Source organism: Streptomyces sp. NRRL S-1022, assembly GCF_000720135.1.
Classification (GTDB): Bacteria; Actinomycetota; Actinomycetes; order Streptomycetales; family Streptomycetaceae; genus Streptomyces.
Genome location: NZ_JOIU01000013.1, coordinates 156,983 through 177,186 on the forward strand (window position 1 = coordinate 156,983; position 20,204 = coordinate 177,186).

General features: G+C 71.7%; 16 protein-coding genes. 8 read left to right on the forward strand and 8 right to left on the reverse strand.

All coding sequences use genetic code 11. The features are described 5' to 3' along the window. Positions 1 to 122: 122 nt before the first annotated feature. Both IG05_RS0120135 and IG05_RS0120140 read right to left on the reverse strand, forming a co-directional pair. Positions 123 to 1,208 carry a metallophosphoesterase gene (locus IG05_RS0120135; protein WP_030344437.1) on the reverse strand — a complete coding sequence of 362 codons (1,086 nt, stop codon included), beginning with the start codon at positions 1,206 to 1,208 and terminating at the stop codon, positions 123 to 125. A 325-nt stretch (positions 1,209 to 1,533) separates the two neighbouring features. Further along, positions 1,534 to 2,646 carry a LacI family DNA-binding transcriptional regulator gene (locus tag IG05_RS0120140; RefSeq protein WP_078894338.1) on the reverse strand — a complete coding sequence of 371 codons (1,113 nt, stop codon included), beginning with the start codon at positions 2,644 to 2,646 and terminating at the stop codon, positions 1,534 to 1,536. A gap of 454 nt (positions 2,647 to 3,100) precedes the next feature. Between IG05_RS0120140 and hisC the strand changes: the two genes are divergently transcribed. Next, positions 3,101 to 4,180 (forward strand): histidinol-phosphate transaminase, encoded by a 1,080-nt coding sequence (gene hisC / locus IG05_RS0120145; protein ID WP_030344441.1) that lies wholly within the window; start codon positions 3,101 to 3,103, stop codon positions 4,178 to 4,180. 14 nt (positions 4,181 to 4,194) lie between these two features. On the opposite strand, the gene IG05_RS0120150 is transcribed toward hisC, so the two are convergent. Continuing rightward, a complete protein-coding gene (locus IG05_RS0120150; protein WP_030344442.1) occupies positions 4,195 to 4,572 on the reverse strand; it encodes a cyclophilin-like fold protein in 378 nt (125 codons plus the stop codon). Positions 4,573 to 4,780: 208 nt separating this feature from the next. On the opposite strand from IG05_RS0120150, the gene IG05_RS0120155 reads away from it, so the two are divergent. The 3 genes from IG05_RS0120155 to cydD are packed head-to-tail and all read left to right on the forward strand — an operon-like array spanning position 4,781 to position 10,881. Continuing rightward, positions 4,781 to 6,289 carry a cytochrome ubiquinol oxidase subunit I gene (locus IG05_RS0120155; protein ID WP_030344444.1) on the forward strand — a complete coding sequence of 503 codons (1,509 nt, stop codon included), beginning with the start codon at positions 4,781 to 4,783 and terminating at the stop codon, positions 6,287 to 6,289. 15 nt (positions 6,290 to 6,304) lie between these two features. Further along, positions 6,305 to 7,324, forward strand: a complete 1,020-nt coding sequence (gene cydB / locus IG05_RS0120160; protein ID WP_030344446.1) for a cytochrome d ubiquinol oxidase subunit II — start codon at positions 6,305 to 6,307, stop codon at positions 7,322 to 7,324. A gap of 59 nt (positions 7,325 to 7,383) precedes the next feature. Further along, positions 7,384 to 10,881, forward strand: a complete 3,498-nt coding sequence (gene cydD / locus IG05_RS0120165; RefSeq protein ID WP_030344448.1) for a thiol reductant ABC exporter subunit CydD — start codon at positions 7,384 to 7,386, stop codon at positions 10,879 to 10,881. Positions 10,882 to 10,909: 28 nt separating this feature from the next. Here cydD and IG05_RS0120170 read toward each other — a convergent pair whose 3' ends face one another. From IG05_RS0120170 to IG05_RS0120190, 5 genes are all read right to left on the reverse strand, one after another. Next, positions 10,910 to 11,800, reverse strand: a complete 891-nt coding sequence (locus tag IG05_RS0120170; protein ID WP_199808351.1) for a Cof-type HAD-IIB family hydrolase — start codon at positions 11,798 to 11,800, stop codon at positions 10,910 to 10,912. A gap of 139 nt (positions 11,801 to 11,939) precedes the next feature. Then, on the reverse strand, positions 11,940 to 12,842 hold the full coding sequence (locus IG05_RS0120175; protein WP_030344451.1) for an LLM class flavin-dependent oxidoreductase: 903 nt from the start codon (positions 12,840 to 12,842) through the stop codon (positions 11,940 to 11,942). A gap of 99 nt (positions 12,843 to 12,941) precedes the next feature. Then, the gene (locus IG05_RS0120180) at positions 12,942 to 13,490 is read right to left on the reverse strand and encodes an RNA 2'-phosphotransferase (RefSeq protein WP_030344453.1); all 549 of its coding nucleotides are present in this window, start codon (positions 13,488 to 13,490) and stop codon (positions 12,942 to 12,944) included. A gap of 140 nt (positions 13,491 to 13,630) precedes the next feature. Next, entirely contained in the window at positions 13,631 to 15,385 is a 1,755-nt protein-coding gene (locus IG05_RS0120185) for an SDR family oxidoreductase (RefSeq protein WP_030344455.1), read from the reverse strand. Next, the gene (locus IG05_RS0120190; protein ID WP_030344456.1) at positions 15,382 to 16,224 is read right to left on the reverse strand and encodes a M24 family metallopeptidase; all 843 of its coding nucleotides are present in this window, start codon (positions 16,222 to 16,224) and stop codon (positions 15,382 to 15,384) included. The genes IG05_RS0120185 and IG05_RS0120190 overlap by 4 nt, the downstream gene beginning before the upstream one ends. Before the next feature lie 240 nt (positions 16,225 to 16,464). Between IG05_RS0120190 and IG05_RS0120195 the strand changes: the two genes are divergently transcribed. From IG05_RS0120195 to IG05_RS0120210, 4 genes are read left to right on the forward strand one after another with little or no spacing between them, the layout of a single operon-like run. Further along, positions 16,465 to 17,433, forward strand: coding sequence for an ABC transporter ATP-binding protein (locus tag IG05_RS0120195; protein ID WP_030344458.1), 969 nt, complete (start codon positions 16,465 to 16,467; stop codon positions 17,431 to 17,433). Continuing rightward, entirely contained in the window at positions 17,423 to 18,337 is a 915-nt protein-coding gene (locus tag IG05_RS0120200; RefSeq protein WP_030344459.1) for an ABC transporter permease subunit, read from the forward strand. Before IG05_RS0120195 ends, IG05_RS0120200 begins: the two co-directional genes overlap by 11 nt. Next, a complete protein-coding gene (locus IG05_RS0120205; protein WP_030344461.1) occupies positions 18,337 to 19,248 on the forward strand; it encodes an ABC transporter ATP-binding protein in 912 nt (303 codons plus the stop codon). The genes IG05_RS0120200 and IG05_RS0120205 overlap by 1 nt, the downstream gene beginning before the upstream one ends. Positions 19,249 to 19,258: 10 nt before the next feature. Then, the gene (locus IG05_RS0120210; RefSeq protein ID WP_030344465.1) at positions 19,259 to 19,978 is read left to right on the forward strand and encodes an ABC transporter permease; all 720 of its coding nucleotides are present in this window, start codon (positions 19,259 to 19,261) and stop codon (positions 19,976 to 19,978) included. The last annotated feature ends 226 nt before the right edge of the window (positions 19,979 to 20,204 follow it).

Consider the following 20,204-nt stretch of genomic DNA (forward strand, 5'->3'; position numbering starts at 1 on the left):
GGGGAGCCTGCTACGGATAAGCCGATGGTAGAGCCGTTACGGCGCGCGTCGACAGGGGATTGCCGGAAATTGCGTTCCTCCCTGCGCGGAGGCAGCCGGGGAAACGCCTGCCCGCCGAACGGTCAGCGGTCCAGCGGAAGTTGCTGGACCAGCAGTTTTCCGGCCATGGTCACGCCGCCGTCCATGGCGATCGCCAGCCCGTCGGCGTAGATGTGCGGTCCCTCGACGACCGGGCCGCTGTTCTCCTCGCCGTCCTCGGAGCCGACCTCGCCGAGGAGGTAGGGAATGGGGCTGTGCCCGTGAACGACCCGGGCGCCGCCGTACGTATCGAGGAGGGAGCGCACGGCGTCGGCGCCGCCCTCGTCGCGGAAGGAGAAGCGCTTGGTGAACTTGCGGAAGAGGTCCCAGACCTCGTCGGCGTCGTTGCGGGTCAGCGTCTCGCGGACGGTGTCGTTGACCGCCTCGATGGAGTCGCCGTAGTCGAGATAGGCGGTGGTGTCGGAGTGGAGCAGCAGATAGCCGTCGACCTCCTCGACGGCGTCGAGACGGGCCATCCACTGCAGGTGGTGGTCCTGGAGGCGGTCCATGTCGGTCTTCTGGCCGCCGTTGAGCAGCCAGGCCGCCTGGAACGTGGCGGTGCCCGCGCCGGAGTTGACGGGGGTGTCGCCGAACCGCTTGGCGCCGAGCAGCAGCAGCTCGTGGTTGCCCATCAGGGCCTTGCAGTAGCCGCCCGCGGCAGCGGCCTCGGCGGACAGTCGCATGACCAGGTCGATGACGCCGATGCCGTCGGGACCGCGGTCGGTGAAGTCGCCGAGGAACCACAGCCGGGTCGTGCCGGCGCACCACTGGCCCGAGGCGTCGATCAGCCCCTGCTCCCGAAGGGCGGCCACCAGCTCGTCCAGGTAGCCGTGGACGTCACCGACGACGTAGAGCGGTCCGGGGCCGGGCGCGGGCTGCGGCGCGGGCGCGGCGGGCGCGGTGGCGGGCTCGACGGGGACCTGGACGGTGTCGCCGCGGTTGATGACGGGCAGGTCGCGCTGTGTGGGCGTGTAGCCCTCGGGGTACGCCTCGTCGGCGGGCGGGACGACGTCGCCGGGGTGGATGTTGCGGACGTACGGAGCGGTCTCATGGACGTACGCGGGTACCCGGAAGTCGCGCAGCGTCGCCGTCCGCTCCGCCTCGGGTCCCTGACCGGCCCCCTGAGTCATCAGACCCCTCCACCATCGCGCCGCATCTGCACCGCTTCGGACTGCCTGGTCGCAGCGGTCCGCGGTGTCGTGGGCCCATCATAGGAATGCGCGTCGCGCCGTGTGATGACCCAGGGGTGGTGAATCGGAACAAGACTCCGGTTCCCCGCGGCTTTCGCCCCGTTTGGGCAGATGTTCGACGGGCTGTCGGCCGATCGGGGCGTCGACCGGCCGATGTCACGCCCGCCGGTCCTCGGCCGGCCGGGTGCGCGTCGGCGTCCTGCCCACGTCGCACCGGCCGGTCCGGACCGCACCGGCCGGGCCCCGGGCCGGTGCGGTGGCGGCGTTACGTGTCGTCCGGTGTCCGCGGCGGGCTGACCGTCGTGCGCGGGGGCCGCCGCTGGGAGGAGGTGCGCACGATCAGCTCCGTCGGTATCACCTGCTCGACCGGATGGTCGGAGTCGACACCTTCGATGGCGTCGATGAGGAGCTGGACGACGGCGGTGCCGATACGGCGCGGCTTCAGCGAGAGCGTGCTGATGGGCGGCTCGGTGCTGGCGTAGACGGTGGACTCGCTGCAGCAGACCAGCAGTAGGTCGTCCGGGACGCGGAGGCCGTAGCGGCGGGCGGCGGCGAGCAGATCGGTGCCGTTGGGGTCGAACAGGCCGTAGACCGCGTCGGGCCGGTCGGGCCGGGCGAGCAGCCGGTCGGCGGCGACGGCGCCCGCGCACGGGTCGTGCGCCGGGTATGCCTCGTAGACCGGATCCTGGCCGACGCGTTCGCACCAGCGCAGGTAGGCGGTGGTCGACAGGTGGGTGTAGGTGTCCGTCGTGGTGCCCGTGAGCAGGCCGATGCGGCGGGCGCCGGCGTCGGCGAGGTGGTCGAGGATGCCGAGGACGGCGGCCTCGTGGTCGTTGTCGACCCAGGCGGTGACGGGCAGCGAACCGGCCGGGCGGCCGTCGGAGACGACCGGCAGGCCCTGCCGGACGAGCTCGCTGACCACCGGGTCCTGGTCGGAGGGGTCGATGACGACCGTGCCGTCCAGGGCGACGTTGGACCAGACGTCGTGCCGGGAGGTCGCGGGCAGGATGACGAGGGCGTAGCCGCGGGCGAGCGCGGCCGAGGTGGCGGCCCGGGCCATCTCGGCGAAGTACGCGAACTCCGTGAAGGTGAAAGGTTCATCCCCGTACGTCGTCACGGTCAGGCCGATCAGACCCGACTTGCCGGTACGGAGGGTGCGGGCGGCGGCCGAGGGCCGGTACCCCAGCCGGTCGGCCACCTCGCGGACATGGCGCCGGGTGGCATCCGGGAGCCGGCCCTTGCCGTTGAGGGCGTCGGACACGGTCGTGATGGAGACCCCGGCGGCGGCGGCTACGTCTCTGATGCCCGCCCGGCCCGGCCGACTGCCTCGACGTGAGGTTTCCGCGCGGCTCACCTGGTGCTTCCCTGCTGCTGTCATGGCGAGCCGATAGTAGGGCTCATGTGGTGGGGTAGTGCGGACGCATATGCACGCGTTGACAGGCACGTTTCTGCATGGTCAACGGAGGTCAACTGCCTGTGAAAACAAGGCAGTTGAGCGATCCAATGGTAAGACGTTACTTGTCGACGCGGATGGGCCTGCCAAGTGCCGGATGTCTCGAAGAGGTCTCAACTCACCTTCACGGGGGACGCGCGCCACGGCGCAAGCCACCGGCGCATAGATATATGTACGGCGCGCCCCCCGAAACGTACGCCTTCGTACGGCGATGCCCTGGATGCCGGGGGACGGCGCGGGATCCACCGCTCCCCCGGGAAGGTTCCCCGCGCTGCCGGGTGCCCGGACCTGTTCGCAGCGGGGCGGAATCCTCTTAAGGTGAGGAGTATTGGAAGCCGGTGGTGTCGACGGGCCGCCGGTGGTCGCGAGGAGGACTGCGGTGAGCGAGACGAGCCCCAAGCTGCGCGCCGAGCTGGAGGGTATCCCCACCTACAAGCCGGGCAAGCCGGCCGCGACCGGCGGCCCGGTCGCCTACAAGCTGTCCTCCAACGAGAACCCGTACCCGCCGCTGCCCGGCGTGCTGGAGAGCGTGACGGCGGCGGCCTGCGACTTCAACCGCTACCCGGACATGGGCTGCACCGGGCTGATGAACGAGCTGTCCGACCGCTTCGGTGTGCCCCTCTCCCACCTGGCCACCGGCACCGGTTCGGTGGGGGTCGCCCAGCAGTTGATCCAGGCCACCAGCGGTCCCGGCGACGAGGTGATCTACGCCTGGCGGTCGTTCGAGGCGTACCCGATCATCGCGCAGATCAGCGGCGCCCGCTCGGTGCAGGTGCCGCTGACGCCGGGTGATGTGCACGACCTGGACGCGATGGCGGACGCGATCACCGACCGCACGCGGCTGATCTTCGTCTGCAACCCCAACAACCCGACCGGCACGGTGGTGCGACGGGCCGAGCTGGAACGGTTCCTCGACCGGGTGCCCGAGGATGTACTGGTGGTGCTGGACGAGGCCTACCGGGAGTTCATCCGCGACACCGAGGTGCCCGACGGTGTCGAGCTGTACCGGCAGCGGCCGAACGTCTGCGTTCTGCGGACGTTCTCCAAGGCGTACGGGCTGGCCGGACTGCGCGTCGGTTTCGCGATCGCCCACGAGCCGGTGGCGGCGGCGCTGCGCAAGACGGCGGTGCCGTTCGGGGTGAGCCAGCTGGCGCAGGACGCGGCGGTCGCCTCGCTGCGGGCCGAGGACGAGCTGCTGGGCCGGGTCGGCTCGCTGGTGTGCGAGCGCACGCGCGTGGTCGACGCGCTGCGGTCCCAGGGGTGGACGGTGCCGGAGACGCAGGCCAACTTCGTGTGGCTGCGGCTGGGGGAGCGTACGGTCCCGTTCGCGCAGGCCTGTGAGGAGCACGGTGTGGTGGTCCGGCCGTTCCCGGGCGAGGGTGTGCGGGTCACGGTCGGCGAGGCCGAGGCGAACGACATCTTCCTGAAGGTGGCCGAGGGATTCCGCAAGGAGGTCTAGCTCGGCAGTCGGCTCTACTCCTCGATCAGCTCCACCCGGACGGGGTCGCCGGCGCGCACGGTTGCCAGGAGACCGGCGTCCCCGTCCAGGCTGCCGAGGAGGTTGCAGGGGCTCGCGAGGCGGCATTCCTCGCCTCGTGAGATCGGCGTGGGGCCGTAGGGGAGGGCGAGTGCGTCGCCGTCCGTCCAGAAGGCCACCGTGCCCGGTTCCACGACCTGTCGGGCGTCCGTTTCACGTGAAACAGAGACACCCGTGCCGAAATACACCTCTTCGCCCCAGATGCGCGCGGTCGAGGAGAGCGGAAGGGCCTTGGCGAGGGCCTGTGCGGTCGGGGTGCTTGCGTCGAGGGTCGCGGTGATGTTGCCCGCAGGCCAGGAGATGCGTATCTGCATGGCGCGCAATTCAACAAGATGTTGAAGTCGCTGCCAAGATCTTGACGCGGAGGCGAAGGGGGGACCCCCCTTCCGCGGCCGAAAATCAGTGCGTCATAATGGCTTGTGAATGTGAACGCGTTCACAAGCGCGTCCCGTTTGCTCCGTATGTGTGTAGCAAAAGGGGCAAATCGCCGCTGTACCACGGCGTAGTAAGGAGAGTGACGACGTGGACCTGGCTTTGGCGCCCGAGACACTGGCGCGCTGGCAGTTCGGCATCACCACCGTCTACCACTTCCTGTTCGTCCCGCTGACGATCTCCCTGGCCGCCCTCACGGCCGGGCTGCAGACGGCCTGGGTGCGCACGGAGAAGGAGAAGTACCTCAGGGCGACGAAGTTCTGGGGCAAGCTCTTCCTGATCAACATCGCGATGGGCGTGGTCACCGGCATCGTGCAGGAGTTCCAGTTCGGCATGAACTGGTCGGACTACTCGCGCTTCGTCGGTGACATCTTCGGCGCCCCGCTGGCGTTCGAGGCGCTGATCGCATTCTTCTTCGAGTCCACCTTCATCGGCCTGTGGATCTTCGGCTGGGACAAGCTGCCCCCGAAGATCCACCTGGCCTGCATCTGGATGGTCTCGATCGGCACGGTCCTGTCGGCGTACTTCATCCTCGCGGCCAACTCCTGGATGCAGCACCCGGTCGGCTACAAGATCGACCAGGCGAAGGGACGGGCCGAGCTGACCGACTTCTGGGCCGTGCTGACCCAGAACACCGCCCTCAGCCAGGCCTTCCACACCCTCTCCGCGGCCTTCCTGACCGGTGGCGCCTTCATGGTGGGCATCTCCGCCTACCACCTGGCCCGCAAGAAGCACATCCGCGAGATGAAGACCTCGCTGCGGCTGGGCCTGGTCACCGTGGTCATCGCCGGTCTGCTCACCGCGGTCAGCGGCGACACGCTCGGCAAGGTGATGTTCAAGCAGCAGCCGATGAAGATGGCCGCCGCCGAGGCGCTGTGGGACGGGCAGAAGCCGGCGCCGTTCTCGATCTTCGCCTACGGCGACGTGGACAAGGGCCACAACAGCGTGGCCATCGAGATCCCGGGCCTGCTGTCCTTCCTCGCCAATGACAACTTCACCTCCTACGTGCCCGGCATCAACGACGTCAACAAGGCCGAGCAGCAGAAGTTCGGGCCCGGTGACTACCGGCCCAACATCCCGGTCGCCTTCTGGGGCTTCCGCTGGATGATCGGCTTCGGCATGGCCTCCCTCGCCATCGGCGTGGCCGGTCTCTGGCTGACCCGCAAAAAGTTCCTGCTGCCGCAGCACCTGCGGGTCGGCGAGGACGAGGTGCCGCACCTGGTGCTGTTCAAGAACAAGGCGCTCAGCCCCAACCTCGGCCCCTGGTTCTGGCGCATCGCGACCTGGACGATGGCCTTCCCGCTGATCGCCAACTCCTGGGGCTGGATCTTCACCGAGATGGGCCGTCAGCCGTGGGTCGTCTACGGCGTCCTGCGGACCCGGGACGCGGTCTCCCCCGGTGTCTCCCAGGGCGAGGTCCTCACCTCGATGGCCGTCTTCACCGCGCTCTACGCGATCCTCGCCGTGGTCGAGGTCAAGCTGCTCGCGAAGTACGTCAAGGCCGGCCCGCCCGAGCTGACGGAGGCCGACCTCAACCCGCCCACGAAGATCGGCGGCGACACCAGTGACGCCGACAAGCCGATGGCCTTCTCCTACTAGGCCGAGGGAACAGCCATGGAACTTCACGACGTCTGGTTCGTCCTGATCGCCGTCCTGTGGACCGGCTACTTCTTCCTGGAGGGCTTCGACTTCGGAGTCGGCATCCTCACCAAGCTGCTGGCCCGGAGCCGGCCCGAGCGCCGGGTGCTGATCAACACCATCGGCCCGGTCTGGGACGGCAACGAGGTGTGGCTGCTCACCGCGGGCGGTGCCACCTTCGCCGCGTTCCCGGAGTGGTACGCCACCCTCTTCTCCGGCTTCTACCTGCCGTTCCTGGTCATCCTGGTCTGCCTGATCGTCCGGGGTGTCGCCTTCGAGTACCGGGCCAAGCGGCCGGAGGAGACCTGGCAGCGCAACTGGGAGACGGCGATCTTCTGGACGTCGCTGCTCCCGGCGTTCCTGTGGGGCGTGGCCTTCGGGAACATCGTGCGGGGTGTGAAGATCGACCGGCACTTCGAGTACGTCGGCGGCGTCGGGGACCTGTTCAACCCCTACGCCCTGCTCGGCGGTCTGGTGACGCTCACGCTGTTCACCTTCCACGGGGCGGTGTTCACCGCGCTGAAGACCGTCGGGGACGTCCGGGTACGGGCGCGGAAGCTGGCCCGGTGGGCCGGGCTGGTCGCGGCCGTCGTGGCGCTCGCCTTCCTGCTGTGGACGCAGGCCGACAGCGGTGACGGCACGAGCCTGATCGCCCTGATCGTGGCTGTCGTCGCTCTGGTGGCCGCCCTCGTGGCCAACCAGCTCGGACGCGAGGGATGGGCGTTCACACTGTCCGGCGTCACCATCGTGGCCGCCGTGGCGATGCTCTTCCTGTCGCTCTTCCCGAACGTCATGCCGTCCACGCTGAACGGGGACTGGAGCCTGACGGTCACCAACGCCTCGTCCAGCCCGTACACCCTGAAGATCATGACGTGGCTGGCGGTCATCGCCACACCGGTCGTCCTGCTCTATCAGGGGTGGACCTACTGGGTGTTCCGCAAGCGGATCGGCACGCAGCACCTCGCTGCCGACGCCGCCGGCGGCGCCGCGCACTGAGTCCGCCGAGGGTGTGTTTCACGTGAAACACACCCTCTGGACCGAAGGGCCTGTTTCACGTGAAACCGATCGATCCACGCCTTCTGCGGTACGCCCGCGCCACCCGGCTCTTCCTCGTGGCGGTCGTCGGGCTGGGTGCCGTGGGCGCCGGTCTGGTCATCGCCCAGGCGATGCTCGTCGCCGAGATCGTCGTCGGAGCGTTCCAGCACGGGCAGTCGGCCGCTGAGCTGCGCACTCCCCTGCTGTTGCTGGCTGTCGTGGCCGTGGGGCGAGCGGTTGTCGCGTGGCTCACCGAACTCGCGGCGCACCGGGCGAGTGCGGCCGTGAAGTCCGAACTGCGCGGGCGGCTGCTCGACCGGGCCGCGGCGCTCGGGCCGGAGTGGCTGAGCGGTCAGCGGACCGGCTCGCTGGTCACCCTGGCCACCCGCGGCGTCGACGCCCTGGACGACTACTTCTCGCGCTACCTGCCGCAGTTGGGCCTCGCCGTGGTGGTGCCGGTGGCGGTGCTGGCGCGGATCGTCACCGAGGACTGGGTGTCGGCGGCGATCATCGTCGGGACGCTGCCGCTGATCCCGGTCTTCATGATGCTGATCGGCTGGGCGACCCAGTCCCGGATGGACCGGCAGTGGCGGTTGCTGTCGCGGTTGTCCGGCCACTTCCTGGACGTCGTCGCGGGACTGCCCACGCTGAAGGTGTTCGGCCGGGCCAAGGCGCAGGCCGCGTCCATTCGGCGGATCACCGGTGAGTACCGGCAGGCCACGCTGCGGACCCTGCGGATCGCCTTCCTCTCCTCCTTCGCACTGGAGCTGCTGGCCACGCTGTCCGTGGCGCTGGTCGCCGTGACGATCGGGATGCGGCTCGTGCACGGAGAGATGGACCTGTACATCGGGCTGGTGATCCTGGTGCTGGCGCCCGAGGCCTATCTGCCGCTGCGGCAGGTGGGGGCGCAGTACCACGCGGCGGCGGAGGGGCTGGCCGCGGCGGAGGAGATCTTCACGGTGCTGGAGACGCCGGTGCCGGCGTCGGGTGCCGGTGCGGTGCCTGCGGGTGCCGTGTCCTTCGAAGGGGTCACCGTTCGTTATCCGGGGCGGGATTCGGACGCGGTGACCGGTGTGTCGTTCACCGTGCGGCCCGGGGAGACCGTGGCGCTGGTCGGGCCGAGCGGGGCGGGCAAGTCGACGCTGCTGGCTGTGCTGCTGGGGTTCGTACGGCCCACCGAGGGGCGGGTGCGGATCGGGGGTGCGGATCTCGCCGGACTGGATCTGGCGGAGTGGCGGTCGCGGATCGCCTGGGTGCCGCAGCGGCCGCATCTGTATGCGGGGACCATTGCGGAGAACGTGCGGCTGGCCCGGCCGGGGGCCGATGACGACGCTGTGCGCCGGGCCCTGCGGGACGCGGGGGCGTGGGAGTTCGTGGCGGGGCTGCCGGATGGTGTCGACACCGTGCTCGGGGAGGACGGGGCGGGGCTGTCGGCGGGACAGCGGCAGCGGCTGGCGCTGGCCCGGGCGTTTCTCGCGGATCGGCCTGTACTGGTGCTGGACGAGCCGACGGCCGCGTTGGACGGGGCGACGGAGGAGGATGTCGTAGCAGCGGTGCGGAGGCTGGCCGTGGGGCGCACCGTGTTGGTCGTCGTGCACCGGCCGGCGCTGTTGGGGGTGGCCGACAGGGTGGTACGGCTGGGAGGTGCCGAGTCCGTACGGCGCCCTGGGTACAGCGGACCTCCCAGGGAGCTCCGCCCCTTGGACTCCCGCCCTGGCCAACCCGCCCCCCGGCTCGCCGGGCTGGAGGGCGACCCGACGGCCGGGCGGGCGCGGCGTGTGCTGGCTCGGGTGCGGGGGGACGGACGGCGGTGGTCGGGGCGGCTGGCCGGGGCCCTGGGGCTGGGAAGCCTGGCGGTCGGCAGTGCGGTCGGGCTGATGGCGACCTCCGGGTGGCTCATCTCGCGGGCCTCGCAGCAGCCGCCGGTGCTGTACCTGATGGTGGCGGTGACCGCGACCCGGGCCTTCGGGATCGGGCGGGCCGTGTTCCGGTACGCCGAGCGGCTGGTGTCGCACGACGCCGTGCTGCGGATGCTGGCCGACACCCGGGTGGCGGTGTACCGGCGGCTGGAGCGACTGGCTCCCGCGGGGCTGCGCGGCGTCCGGCGCGGTGATCTGCTCAGCCGGCTGGTCGCGGACGTGGACGCCTTCCAGGACTACTGGCTGCGCTGGCTGCTGCCCGCCGGAGTCGCCCTCACCGTGTCCGCCGCCTCGGTCGGCTTCACGGCCTGGCTGCTGCCCGAGGCCGGTGCCGTCCTCGCCGTGGGCCTGCTGGCGGCCGGTGCCGGCGTCCCGCTGCTGACCGCGGCCGTGGCCCGGCGGGCCGAGCAGCGGCTGGCGCCCGCCCGGGGCGTCCTCGCGACCCGGGTGACCGACCTGCTCACCGGCACGGCCGAGCTGGCCGTCGCCGGTGCGCTGCCGGCCCGTGCGGACGCGGCCCGCCGGGCCGACGGCACCCTCACCCGGATCGCCGCGCGGTCCGCCGCGGTCACCGGGCTCGGGGACGGGCTGACCGCGCTGATCTCCGGGCTGACCGTCACGGGCACCGCGGTGTTCGGCGCCCAGGCGGTGGCGTCCGGCCGGCTGGGCGGTGTGGCGATGGCCGTGGTGGTCCTGACCCCGCTGGCCGCCTTCGAAGCCGTGGTCGGGCTGCCGCTCGCCGTGCGGTACCGGCAGCGGGTGCGGCGCAGCGCGGAGCGCGTGTACGAGGTGCTGGACGCCCCCGAGCCCGTACGCGAGCCGGAGTCGCCCCGCCAGGCGCCCGCCTCGCCGTTCCCGCTGGTCGTCCAGGGCGTGGTCGCACGGTACGAGGGGCAGCGGCAGGACGCGCTGGCCGGGGTCGACCTGACCCTGGAGCAGGGGCGCCGGGTCGCGGTGGTGGGGGCGTCCGGCTCCGGCAAGACGACCCTCGCGCAGGTGCTGCTGCGGTTCCTCGACCCGCAGGCGGGTTCGTACACGCTCGCCGGTGTGGACGCGTGCGCGCTGGCCGGTGACGACGTACGGCGGCTCGTCGGGCTGTGCGCGCAGGACGCGCACCTCTTCGACAGCTCGGTGCGCGAGAACCTGCTGCTGGCCAGGAAGGACGCGGCCGAGGGCGATCTGCGCGGCGCGCTGGCCCGGGCCCGGCTGCTGGACTGGGTGGACTCGCTGCCCGACGGCCTGGACACGCTCGTCGGCGAGCACGGGGCGCGGCTGTCCGGCGGCCAGCGGCAGCGGCTGGCGCTGGCCCGCGCGCTGCTCGCCGGTTTCCCGGTGCTGGTCCTGGACGAGCCCGCCGAACACCTGGACCTGCCGACGGCCGACGCGCTGACCGCCGATCTGCTGGCCGCCACGGAGGGCCGTACGACGCTGCTGATCACCCACCGGATGGCGGGGCTGGACGCCGTCGACGAGGTGATCGTGCTCGACGCGGGCCGAGTGGTGCAGCGGGGGCCGTACGAGACGCTGATGGCCGAGGCCGGGCCGCTACGGGAGATGGCGCGCCGGGAGGCCGAGACGGAGGCGCTGCAGGCGGCCTGACGAGGTGTCGCGCCCGGGCTCCGCGGCGCTACCGCACCCGGTCCGCCAGCAGCTGCTCGATCACCACGGCGACACCGTCGTCGTTGTTGGCGACCGTGCGGCCCGACGCGGCGGCGATGGCGGCCGGGTGGGCGTTGCCCATCGCGTAGGACCGGCCGGCCCAGGTCAGCATCTCGACGTCGTTGGGCATGTCTCCGAAGGCCACGACCTCCTCGGGCGAGATGCCGCGCTCGGCGCAGCACAGGGCGAGGGTGCTGGCCTTGGAGACGCCGGGGCCGCTCAGTTCGAGCAGGGCGCTGGGGCTGGAGCGGGTGACGTTGGCGTGTTCGGTGACGGCCAGCCGGGCCAGGGTGAGGAAGGCGTCGGGGTCGAGGGAGGGGTGGTAGGCGAGGATCTTGAGGACGGGCTGGTCGGCGTCGGGGCCGTCCGGGGCGAGCAGTTCCTCGGCGGGCAGGAGGGTGTCGGGTATCTCCATGTGCAGCTTGGGATAGTCCGGCTCCTGGTGGAAGCCGTACGTCTGCTCGACCGCGAACACCGTGCCGGGTGCCGCGTCGCGCAGCAGCCGCACGGCCTTCAGCGCGTTCTCCCGGCGCATTTCGCGGACCTTCACGAACCGGTGGGCGCCGGGGCCGCCGTGCAGGTCGACCACGGCGGCGCCGTTGCCGCAGATGGCCAGGCCGTGGCCGTGGACGTGGTCGCTGACCACGTCCATCCAGCGGGCCGGCCGGCCGGTGACGAAGAAGACCTCGATCCCGGCTTCCTCGGCGGCGGCCAGGGCGGCGACGGTCCGCGGGGAGACCGATTTGTCGTCGCGCAGCAGGGTGCCGTCGAGGTCGGTGGCGATCAGCCGCGCGGGGGTGGCGGCGGCAGGGGTCCCGGGCTGTCTGGTCGCTGAGGTCACCCGGTCATTCTCGCGCATATGCCTGCACGGCCGTGCGTGACTGTGCACGGATGAGACACAGATGACGTCCAGGAGGGCCCGCCCGGCTCGGGAAGCCCGGTCGGGAAGCCCGCTGAGGCCCGCTCAGGGACCCCGCCCAGAAGGCCCGGTCGACCGCTCAGTCCAGCTGGGCGAGGGCCTCCATGGCGATCCGCTCGAAGACCTTCTCGTCCGCGGCGAAGTCGGAGTCCGGGACGGGCCAGTGGATCACGATCTCGGTGAAGCCCAGCTCCCGGTGGCGGCCGGCGAAGTCCACGAAGGCGTCCAGGGACGCGAGGGGCCGGCCGCGGTCCGGGGTGAAGCCGGTGAGCAGGACCTTGTCCAGCCCGGCGGCGTCCCGCCCGATGGCCTCGCACGCCTCGGACAGCTTGCCGATCTGCCCGCGCAGGGCCTCGACGGACTGCTCCGGCGTGCCGTTCTCGTACAGCTTCGGGTCGCCGGTGGTCACCCACGCCTGGCCGTGCCGCGCGGCGAGCTTCAGGCCGCGCGGGCCGGTGGCCGCCACGGCGAACGGCAGCCGGGGGCGCTGCACGCAGCCGGGGATGTTCCGGGCCTCGTGCGCCGAGTAGAACCGGCCCTCGTAGGACACCGCGTCCTCGGTGAGCAGCCGGTCCAGCAGGGGCACGAACTCGGCGAACCGGTCGGCGCGCTCGCGCGGGGTCCACGGCTCCTGGCCGAGCGCGGTGGCGTCGAACCCGGTGCCGCCCGCGCCGACGCCGAGCGTGACCCGGCCGCCGGAGATGTCGTCCAGGGAGATCAGTTCCTTGGCGAGGGTCACCGGGTGGCGGAAGTTGGGCGAGGTGACCAGTGTGCCGAGGCGCAGCCGGTCGGTGGCCGCCGCGGCCGCCGTGAGCGTCGGGACCGCGCCGAACCAGGGGCCGTCGCGGAAACTGCGCCAGGACAGGTGGTCGTAGGTGTACGCCGTGTGGAAGCCGAGCTGCTCGGCGCGCACCCAGGCCGCACGGGCGCCCTCGTGCCAGCGGCGGTACGGCAGGATCACGGTGCTCAGACGCAGACTCATGGGTCCGAGCGTAAGCGGCGGCGCCGGCAACGGACGAACCGGTCACGCTACGCGGCCGTAGGGCCACGCGGGGAGCGGGGGAGCCGGGGCCGTACGCCGTCAGCGGGCGCCGGTGAAGCGCAGGTAGCGCGGGGGGACGGCCGCCGTCAGCCAGACCCCGTTGGCGCTGAGGTGGAAGACGTGGCCGTCGCGGTGCATGGCTCCGGCGTCGACGGCCAGCACCACGGGACGGCCCCGCCGGGCACCGACGCGGGTGGCGGTCTCCCGGTCGGCGGAGAGGTGCACGGCGTGCCGGGTCATGGGCCGCAGGCCCTCCGCACGGATGGCGCCCAGGCGCGCGGCGACCGTGCCGTGGTAGAGGTACGGCGGCGGGTCCGCCGGGGGCAGGCCGAGGTCGACCTCGATGCTGTGGCCCTGGCTGGCGCGGATCCTGCCGCCCTCGATCACGAAGCGCCGTTTGTCGTTCGTGGCGACGACGTGGTCGAGCTCCTCACGGGTGAACCGGAAGCCGTGGGCCGTGGCCGCGGTGATCAGCGCCCCGATCTCCACCCAGCCGCCCGCGTCCGGGGTGAGCCCGATGCGCTCGGGCTGGTGGCGCAGGTGCCGGGAGAGGTATTTCGACACCTTCACGGTACGGCGTTCGTCCATGCACCCAGGGTGCGGGAGAGACGCGGATCACGCAGGTTGTTTTTCTCCGGAGGTTTGATCCACAAGCAAGTGCGGTTATCCACAGCGGAATTGGCGAAACTGTGGACAACCGGTGGACGCGGGCCGCCGGGCAGCGGTGCTCACAGCCGCGGCTCCACGCGGGCGATCCGCCGCAACAGCCCCGGTGCGAAACGGGACAGCAGGTGCGCTCCCCTGGCCTCCGGGGTCACCGGGACCACCGCCTTGTCGCCGGCCACCGCGTCCAGGACGGCGGTCGCGACCTTCTCCGGCGGGTAGTTGCGCAGCCCGTACAGGCGGGCGGAGCGCTGCCGGCGGCGGCGCTGTTCCGCCTCGTCGACGCCGGTGAAGCGAGCCGTGGCGGTGATGCCGGTGTTGACGAAGCCCGGGCAGACGGCCGTGACGCCGATGCCCTGGCCGGCCAGCTCGGCGCGCAGGCACTCGGAGAGCATGAGCACGGCCGCCTTGGAGGTGCTGTAGGCGGGCAGTGCGCGCGAGGGCTGGTAGGCCGCGGCGGACGCGATGTTGACGATGTGGCCGCCCTGGCCGCGCTCGGCCATGCGCGCCCCGAAGAGCCGGCAGCCGTGGATCACCCCCCACAGGTTGACGTCCAGCACCGTGCGCCAGTCGTCGGTCGTCGTGGTGAAGAAGGAGCCCGACAGGCCGATGCCCGCGTTGTTGACCAGCACGTCCAGCACGCCGTACGCGTGGTGGACCTTCTCCGCGAGTTTCTCCATGGCCTGCTCGTCGGAGACGTCGGCCGGTTCGGACCAGGCCTCGGCCGCCCCGGCCAGCCGGGCCAGGTCCGCGGTGCGGGCCGCGGCCTCGGCGTCCCGGTCGACGGCGATCACGCGCGCGCCGGCCTCGGCGAAGGCGAACGCGGTCGCCCGGCCGATCCCGCTGCCCGCGCCGGTGACCAGCACCAGCTGCCCGGCGAACCGGTCGGCGTGGCGTCCGGTGGCGGCCGGGACGGGACGCCCGCCGTCCACCGAGGTGACGAACTGGTCGATCCAGGCGGCCACCTGGTCGGGCCGGGTGCGCGGGACCCAGTGCTTGGCCGGGAGCGTGCGCCGGGTCAGCTGCGGCACCCACCGGTCCAGGTCGTCGTAGAGCCGCTCGGAGAGGAACGCGTCCCCCTGGGGGGTGATGAGCTGCACGGGCGCGTGTGCGTACGCGTCCGGGCGCGGCCTGTGCAGCCGGGCGCGGACGTTGTCCCGGTACAGCCAGGCGCCGTGGGCCGCGTCGGAGGGGAGGGAACCGGTCGGGTAGTCGCCGCCGGGGACCCGCTCGGCCCGCTCCAGGATCCCCGGCCAGCGCTTGCCGAGCGGGCCGCGCCAGGCCAGCTCCGGCAGGACCGGCGTGTGCAGCAGGTAGACGTACCAGGACTTGGCGCCCTGTCCGAGGAGCTGGCCCACCCGGCGGGGCGTCGGGCGCTTCACGCGCGCGTCGATCCAGTGCCCGAAGTGGTCGAGGGACGGCCCGGAGATCGAGGTGAAGGAGGCGATACGGCCCTCCGTACGGGCGACCGTGACGAACTCCCAGGACTGCACCGAGCCCCAGTCGTGCCCGACGAGGTGCACGGGCCGGCCGGGGCTGACCGCGTCGGCGACGGCCAGGAAGTCGTCCGTGAGCTTGGCCAGCGTGAAGCCCCCGCGCAGCGGCCGGGGTGCCGTGGAGCGGCCGTGGCCCCGGACGTCGTAGAGGACGACGTGGAAGCGGCCGGCGAGCCGGACGGCCACCTCCGACCAGACCTCCTTGCTGTCCGGGTAGCCGTGCACCAGCACCACCGTCGGCTGCTCCGGGTCGCCCAGCTCGGCCACGCACAGCTCGACCCCGCCGGTGCGCACCCAGCGCTCGCGCGCGTCTCGCAGTGTCACTTCTCCTCCGCCCAGCGCCGCACGTGCGGCAGATCGTCGTCCAGCCAGAAGGCGCTCTCCACGGGGTCCCGGGAGTCGGTGACCACCAGGATCTCCTCGAACTTCGCGCCCGTCCCACGGAAGCCGAGGTGCGGTTCGACCGCCCACAGGCCCGGCCGCGGCGGGTGGTCCGAGAAGCGGTACGGCGACCACAGCGGCGACCAGCCCTCGCGGTGGCCGTGCAGCGCGTCGGCGGCGAGGCCCTTGAGGGCCTGGGTGCCGAACCCGAACAGGTGCGGGGAGAAGCGGCGCTGCCTGACCCGGTCCACCTTGTGGGCGATCACCCCGAAGGGATAGGCGCGGTGCCGGTTGGCGTAGCCCTGACGGACCATGAGCCGGTCCACGTCCTGGTAGATCTCCCGCAGCGGGCGCCGCTCGCGCACCTCGCGCAGGATCAGTTCACGGTGCGCCTCCAGGTCGGCCGTCAGCCGGTCCTGTACCGGGTTCGCGCCCAGCGAGCCGGAGTAGCCGATGTCCGCCGTGTATCCCTCGTACACCGGGGCCATGTCGAGGATGAACGGCATCCCCGGCGCCAGCGCGCGTTCGGTCGGGAAGAACTGCAGCGGGATGCGGAAGTCCACGAACGCCGTGCGGTCCCCGAACCAGGCGAACGGGAGGTGGAACCAGTCCCGCACCCCGCGCTCGCGCAGCCACGCCCGCTGCATCCGCGCCGCCTCGCGCTCGGTCACGCCCGGTTCGAGGCGGGCCGCGACCGCCTCCGCGCACTCGTAGGCGAGGCGCTGCACCCGCCGGAACCCCCGCAGTTCCACGGAGCGTCGGTCGCTCACTGCCGTCGTCATGCCGCTCCGTCCGTCGAGCAAGCTACTGGTCCGTAACGTGACACAGTGAATCTGGCACTTGTTAGAGATGGCGTCAATAGGCGGGATCAAGGGCTGTGGACGACGGGGCCGTGCGCGGCCCCCGGGCCCACCTGTGGGTGGGCGACCCCTAAGGCCCCGTAATACCTGGGGCGGATGGCCGAACGGCTCTGAGGTCTGACGACGGACGTGGTCCGGATCACTACCGTCGAACCCGTGACTGTGATCGCGACCGAAAGCCTGAGCAAGCGGTTCCCCCGGGTGACCGCGCTCGACCGGCTGTCCGTGGACATCGGACCCGGTGTGACCGGACTCGTCGGGGCCAACGGCGCCGGCAAGTCCACCCTGATCAAGATCCTGCTGGGGCTGGCCCCCGCCACGGAGGGCCGTGCCGAGGTGCTCGGCCTGGACGTCGCCACCAAGGGCGCCGCCATCCGCGAGCGCGTGGGCTACATGCCGGAGCACGACTGCCTGCCGCCGGACGTCTCGGCGACCGAGTTCGTCGTCCACATGGCGCGCATGTCCGGCCTGCCGCCCACCGCCGCCCGCGAGCGGACCGCCGACACCCTGCGCCACGTCGGTCTGTACGAGGAGCGGTACCGCCCCATCGGCGGCTACTCGACCGGCATGAAGCAGCGGGTCAAGCTCGCCCAGGCGCTGGTGCACGACCCGCAGCTGGTCTTCCTGGACGAGCCGACCAACGGCCTCGACCCGGTCGGCCGCGACGAGATGCTCGGCCTGATCCGCCGCATCCACACCGACTTCGGCATCTCCGTGCTGGTCACCTCGCACCTGCTGGGCGAACTGGAGCGCACCTGCGACCACGTCGTCGTCATCGACGGCGGCAAGCTGCTGCGCTCCAGCTCCACCACCGACTTCACCCAGACCACGACGACCCTCGCGATCGAGGTCACCGACAGCGACACCCACCCGGACGGCACCCGCGCCGTCCGCGAGGCGCTCCACGCGCGCGGGGCCGACACGCACGCGGAGGCCGGCGGCCTGCCCGGCGCCGGGCACATCCTGCTGCTGACCGCCACGGGCGACGAGACGTACGACCTCGTCCGGGACGTGGTCGCCGACCTCGGCCTCGGCCTGGTCCGCATGGAACAGCGCCGGCACCACATCTCCGAGGTGTTCACCGGCAGCAGCGACGAACAGCGGAAGGAGGCCGTCGGTCATGGCGGTTGACCAGCCCACGTACGCGGCGGCGCCCGCCGGCGACCAGAGCCGCATCCACGACATCGGCTACCGCGGCTACGACGGCCCGCGCCTCGGCCGCGCCTACGCCCGCCGCTCGCTGTACTCGCAGTCCCTGCGCGGCGCCTACGGCCTCGGCCGCTCGGTGAAGTCCAAGGTGCTGCCGATGCTGCTGTTCGCGGTGATGTGCGTGCCCGCCGCCATCATGGTGGCCGTCGCCGTCGCCACCAAGGCGCACGAACTGCCGGTCGCCTACACCCGGTACGCGATCATCATGCAGGCCGTGATCAGCTTGTACGTCGCCTCCCAGGCACCCCAGGCGGTCTCCCGCGACCTGCGCTTCAAGACCGTACCGCTGTACTTCTCGCGGCCCATCGAGACCGCCGACTACGTCCGCGCCAAGTTCGCGGCGCTCGCCTCGGCGCTCTTCGTCCTCACCGGCGCCCCGCTGCTCGTGATGTACGCGGGCGCGCTGCTGTCCAAGATGGGCTTTGCCCACCAGACCAAGGAATTCGCCCAGGGACTGGTCGCCGTGGCCCTGCTCTCGCTGCTCTTCGCCGGTATCGGCCTGGTCATCGCCGCGTTCACCCCGCGCCGCGGCTTCGGCATCGCCGCCGTGATCGCCGTACTGACCATCTCCTACGGCGCGGTGTCCACCCTCCAGGCCATCGCCGACACCCAGGGCAGCGGCAGCGCCGTCCCGTGGATCGGCCTGTTCTCGCCCATCACGCTGATCGACGGCGTGCAGTCCGCCTTCCTCGGCGGCAGCTCCGCCTTCCCCGGCGGGACCGGCCCGTCCGGCGGCGAGGGCGCGGTCTACGTGCTGTTCGTCCTCGGCCTGACCGCCGCCTGCTACGGCCTCCTGATCCGCCGCTACCGGAAGGTGGGCCTGTGATGACCACGCTCTCCATCGACCACGTCTCCCGATGGTTCGGCAACGTCGTCGCCGTCAACGACATCACCATGACCATCGGCCCCGGCGTCACCGGCCTGCTCGGCCCCAACGGCGCCGGGAAGTCCACCCTGATCAACATGATGGGCGGCTTCCTCGCCCCCTCCACCGGCACGGTCACGCTCGACGGCCGGCCGGTGTGGCGCAACGAGTCCGTCTACAAGCACATCGGCATCGTCCCCGAGCGGGAGGCGATGTACGACTTCCTCACCGGCCGCGAGTTCGTCGTCGCCAACGCCGAACTGCACGGACTCGGCGACAAGGCCGCCCAGCGCGCCCTCGCCACGGTCGAGATGGAGTACGCGCAGGACCGGAAGATCTCCACGTACTCCAAGGGCATGCGGCAGCGCGTGAAGATGGCGAGCGCCCTCGTGCACGACCCGTCGCTGCTGCTGCTCGACGAGCCGTTCAACGGCATGGACCCGCGCCAGCGCATGCAGCTGATGGACCTGCTGCGCAGGATGGGCGACGAGGGCCGCACGGTGCTGTTCTCCTCGCACATCCTGGAGGAGGTCGAGCAGCTCGCCCGGCACATCGAGGTCGTCGTCGCCGGACGGCACGCGGCCAGCGGCGACTTCCGCCGGATCCGCCGGCTGATGACCGACCGCCCGCACCGCTACCTGGTGCGCTCCAGCGACGACCGCGCCCTCGCGGCCGCGCTGATCGCCGACCCCTCCACGGCCGGCATCGAGGTCGACCACGCCGAGGGCGCGCTGCGCATCCAGGCCGTCGACTTCGGCCGCTTCACCGCCCTGTTGCCGAAGGTCGCCCGCGACCACGGCATCCGGCTCCACACGGTCTCGCCGTCCGACGAGTCCCTGGAGTCCGTCTTCTCGTATCTGGTCGCGGCGTAGGAGGCCGAAGATGTACGACCCCACCGTCGCCCGACTCACCTACCGGGCCCTGCTCGGCCGTCGCCGGGCCCTCATCCTCGGCGCGCTGCCGCTGCTGCTCATCGTGATCTCCGTGGCCGTGCGCGCCCTGACCGGCGCCGACGACCAGACGGCCGCCGACGTCCTCGGCGGGTTCGCGCTCGCCACCATGGTGCCGATCATCGGTGTCATCGCGGGCACGGGCGCGATCGGCCCGGAGATCGACGACGGCTCCGTGGTCTACCTGCTGTCCAAGCCGCTCAAGCGGCCCACGATCATCCTCACCAAGCTGATCGTCGCCATCGCCGTGACCATGGTCTTCTCGGCGGTGCCGACGCTGATCGCGGGGCTGATCCTGAACGGCAACGGCCAGCAGATCGCCGTCGCCTACATGGTGGCCGCGCTGGTCTCCTCCATCGCCTACTCGGCGCTCTTCCTGCTGCTCGGCACGGTCTCCCGGCACGCGGTGGTCTTCGGGCTCGTCTACGCCCTGGTCTGGGAGGCGCTGTTCGGCTCCCTGGTGCCGGGCGCGCGCACCCTGAGCGTCCAGCAGTGGTCGCTGGCCGTCGCCCACAAGATGGCCGGCGGGGACCTGGTGACCTCCGAGGTGGGCCTGCCGACGGCCACCGTGCTGCTGGTGGCGGTCACCGTGCTGGCCACCTGGTACGCCGGGCAGAAGCTGCGCTCGCTGACGCTGGCGGGCGAGGAGTGAGCCCCAAGGGCCCGCCGCGGCCTTGACGGGGACTTCACCCCCCCGGGGCACAGGACGGGCCGCAGCCCGGGCGTTCCACGGAGCCCCGGGCCGGCCGGTTCTTCGGCAAGGCGCGGCACCGCAGGTGGCGCCGCCGGTAACGGCCGTTTGTCCGATTTTAATCGGTGGCGCCCAACTCGGCGGCGGTGCAGAGTGGTTGTGCACCATCCGCCGGGATCGTCCCGGC

What these genes read in the sequence shown, in the direction of transcription:
- IG05_RS0120135 (WP_030344437.1), bottom strand. Translation starts at nt 1,208, where the DNA reads ATGACTCAGGGGGCCGGTCAGGGACCCGAGGCGGAGCGGACGGCGACG.
- IG05_RS0120140 (WP_078894338.1), bottom strand. Translation starts at nt 2,646, where the DNA reads ATGACAGCAGCAGGGAAGCACCAGGTGAGCCGCGCGGAAACCTCACGT.
- IG05_RS0120150 (WP_030344442.1), bottom strand. Translation starts at nt 4,572, where the DNA reads ATGCAGATACGCATCTCCTGGCCTGCGGGCAACATCACCGCGACCCTC.
- cydB (WP_030344446.1), top strand. Translation starts at nt 6,305, where the DNA reads ATGGAACTTCACGACGTCTGGTTCGTCCTGATCGCCGTCCTGTGGACC.
- IG05_RS0120170 (WP_199808351.1), bottom strand. Translation starts at nt 11,800, where the DNA reads ATGCGCGAGAATGACCGGGTGACCTCAGCGACCAGACAGCCCGGGACC.
- IG05_RS0120175 (WP_030344451.1), bottom strand. Translation starts at nt 12,842, where the DNA reads ATGAGTCTGCGTCTGAGCACCGTGATCCTGCCGTACCGCCGCTGGCAC.
- IG05_RS0120180 (WP_030344453.1), bottom strand. Translation starts at nt 13,490, where the DNA reads ATGGACGAACGCCGTACCGTGAAGGTGTCGAAATACCTCTCCCGGCAC.
- IG05_RS0120190 (WP_030344456.1), bottom strand. Translation starts at nt 16,224, where the DNA reads ATGACGACGGCAGTGAGCGACCGACGCTCCGTGGAACTGCGGGGGTTC.
- IG05_RS0120200 (WP_030344459.1), top strand. Translation starts at nt 17,423, where the DNA reads ATGGCGGTTGACCAGCCCACGTACGCGGCGGCGCCCGCCGGCGACCAG.
- IG05_RS0120205 (WP_030344461.1), top strand. Translation starts at nt 18,337, where the DNA reads ATGACCACGCTCTCCATCGACCACGTCTCCCGATGGTTCGGCAACGTC.
- IG05_RS0120210 (WP_030344465.1), top strand. Translation starts at nt 19,259, where the DNA reads ATGTACGACCCCACCGTCGCCCGACTCACCTACCGGGCCCTGCTCGGC.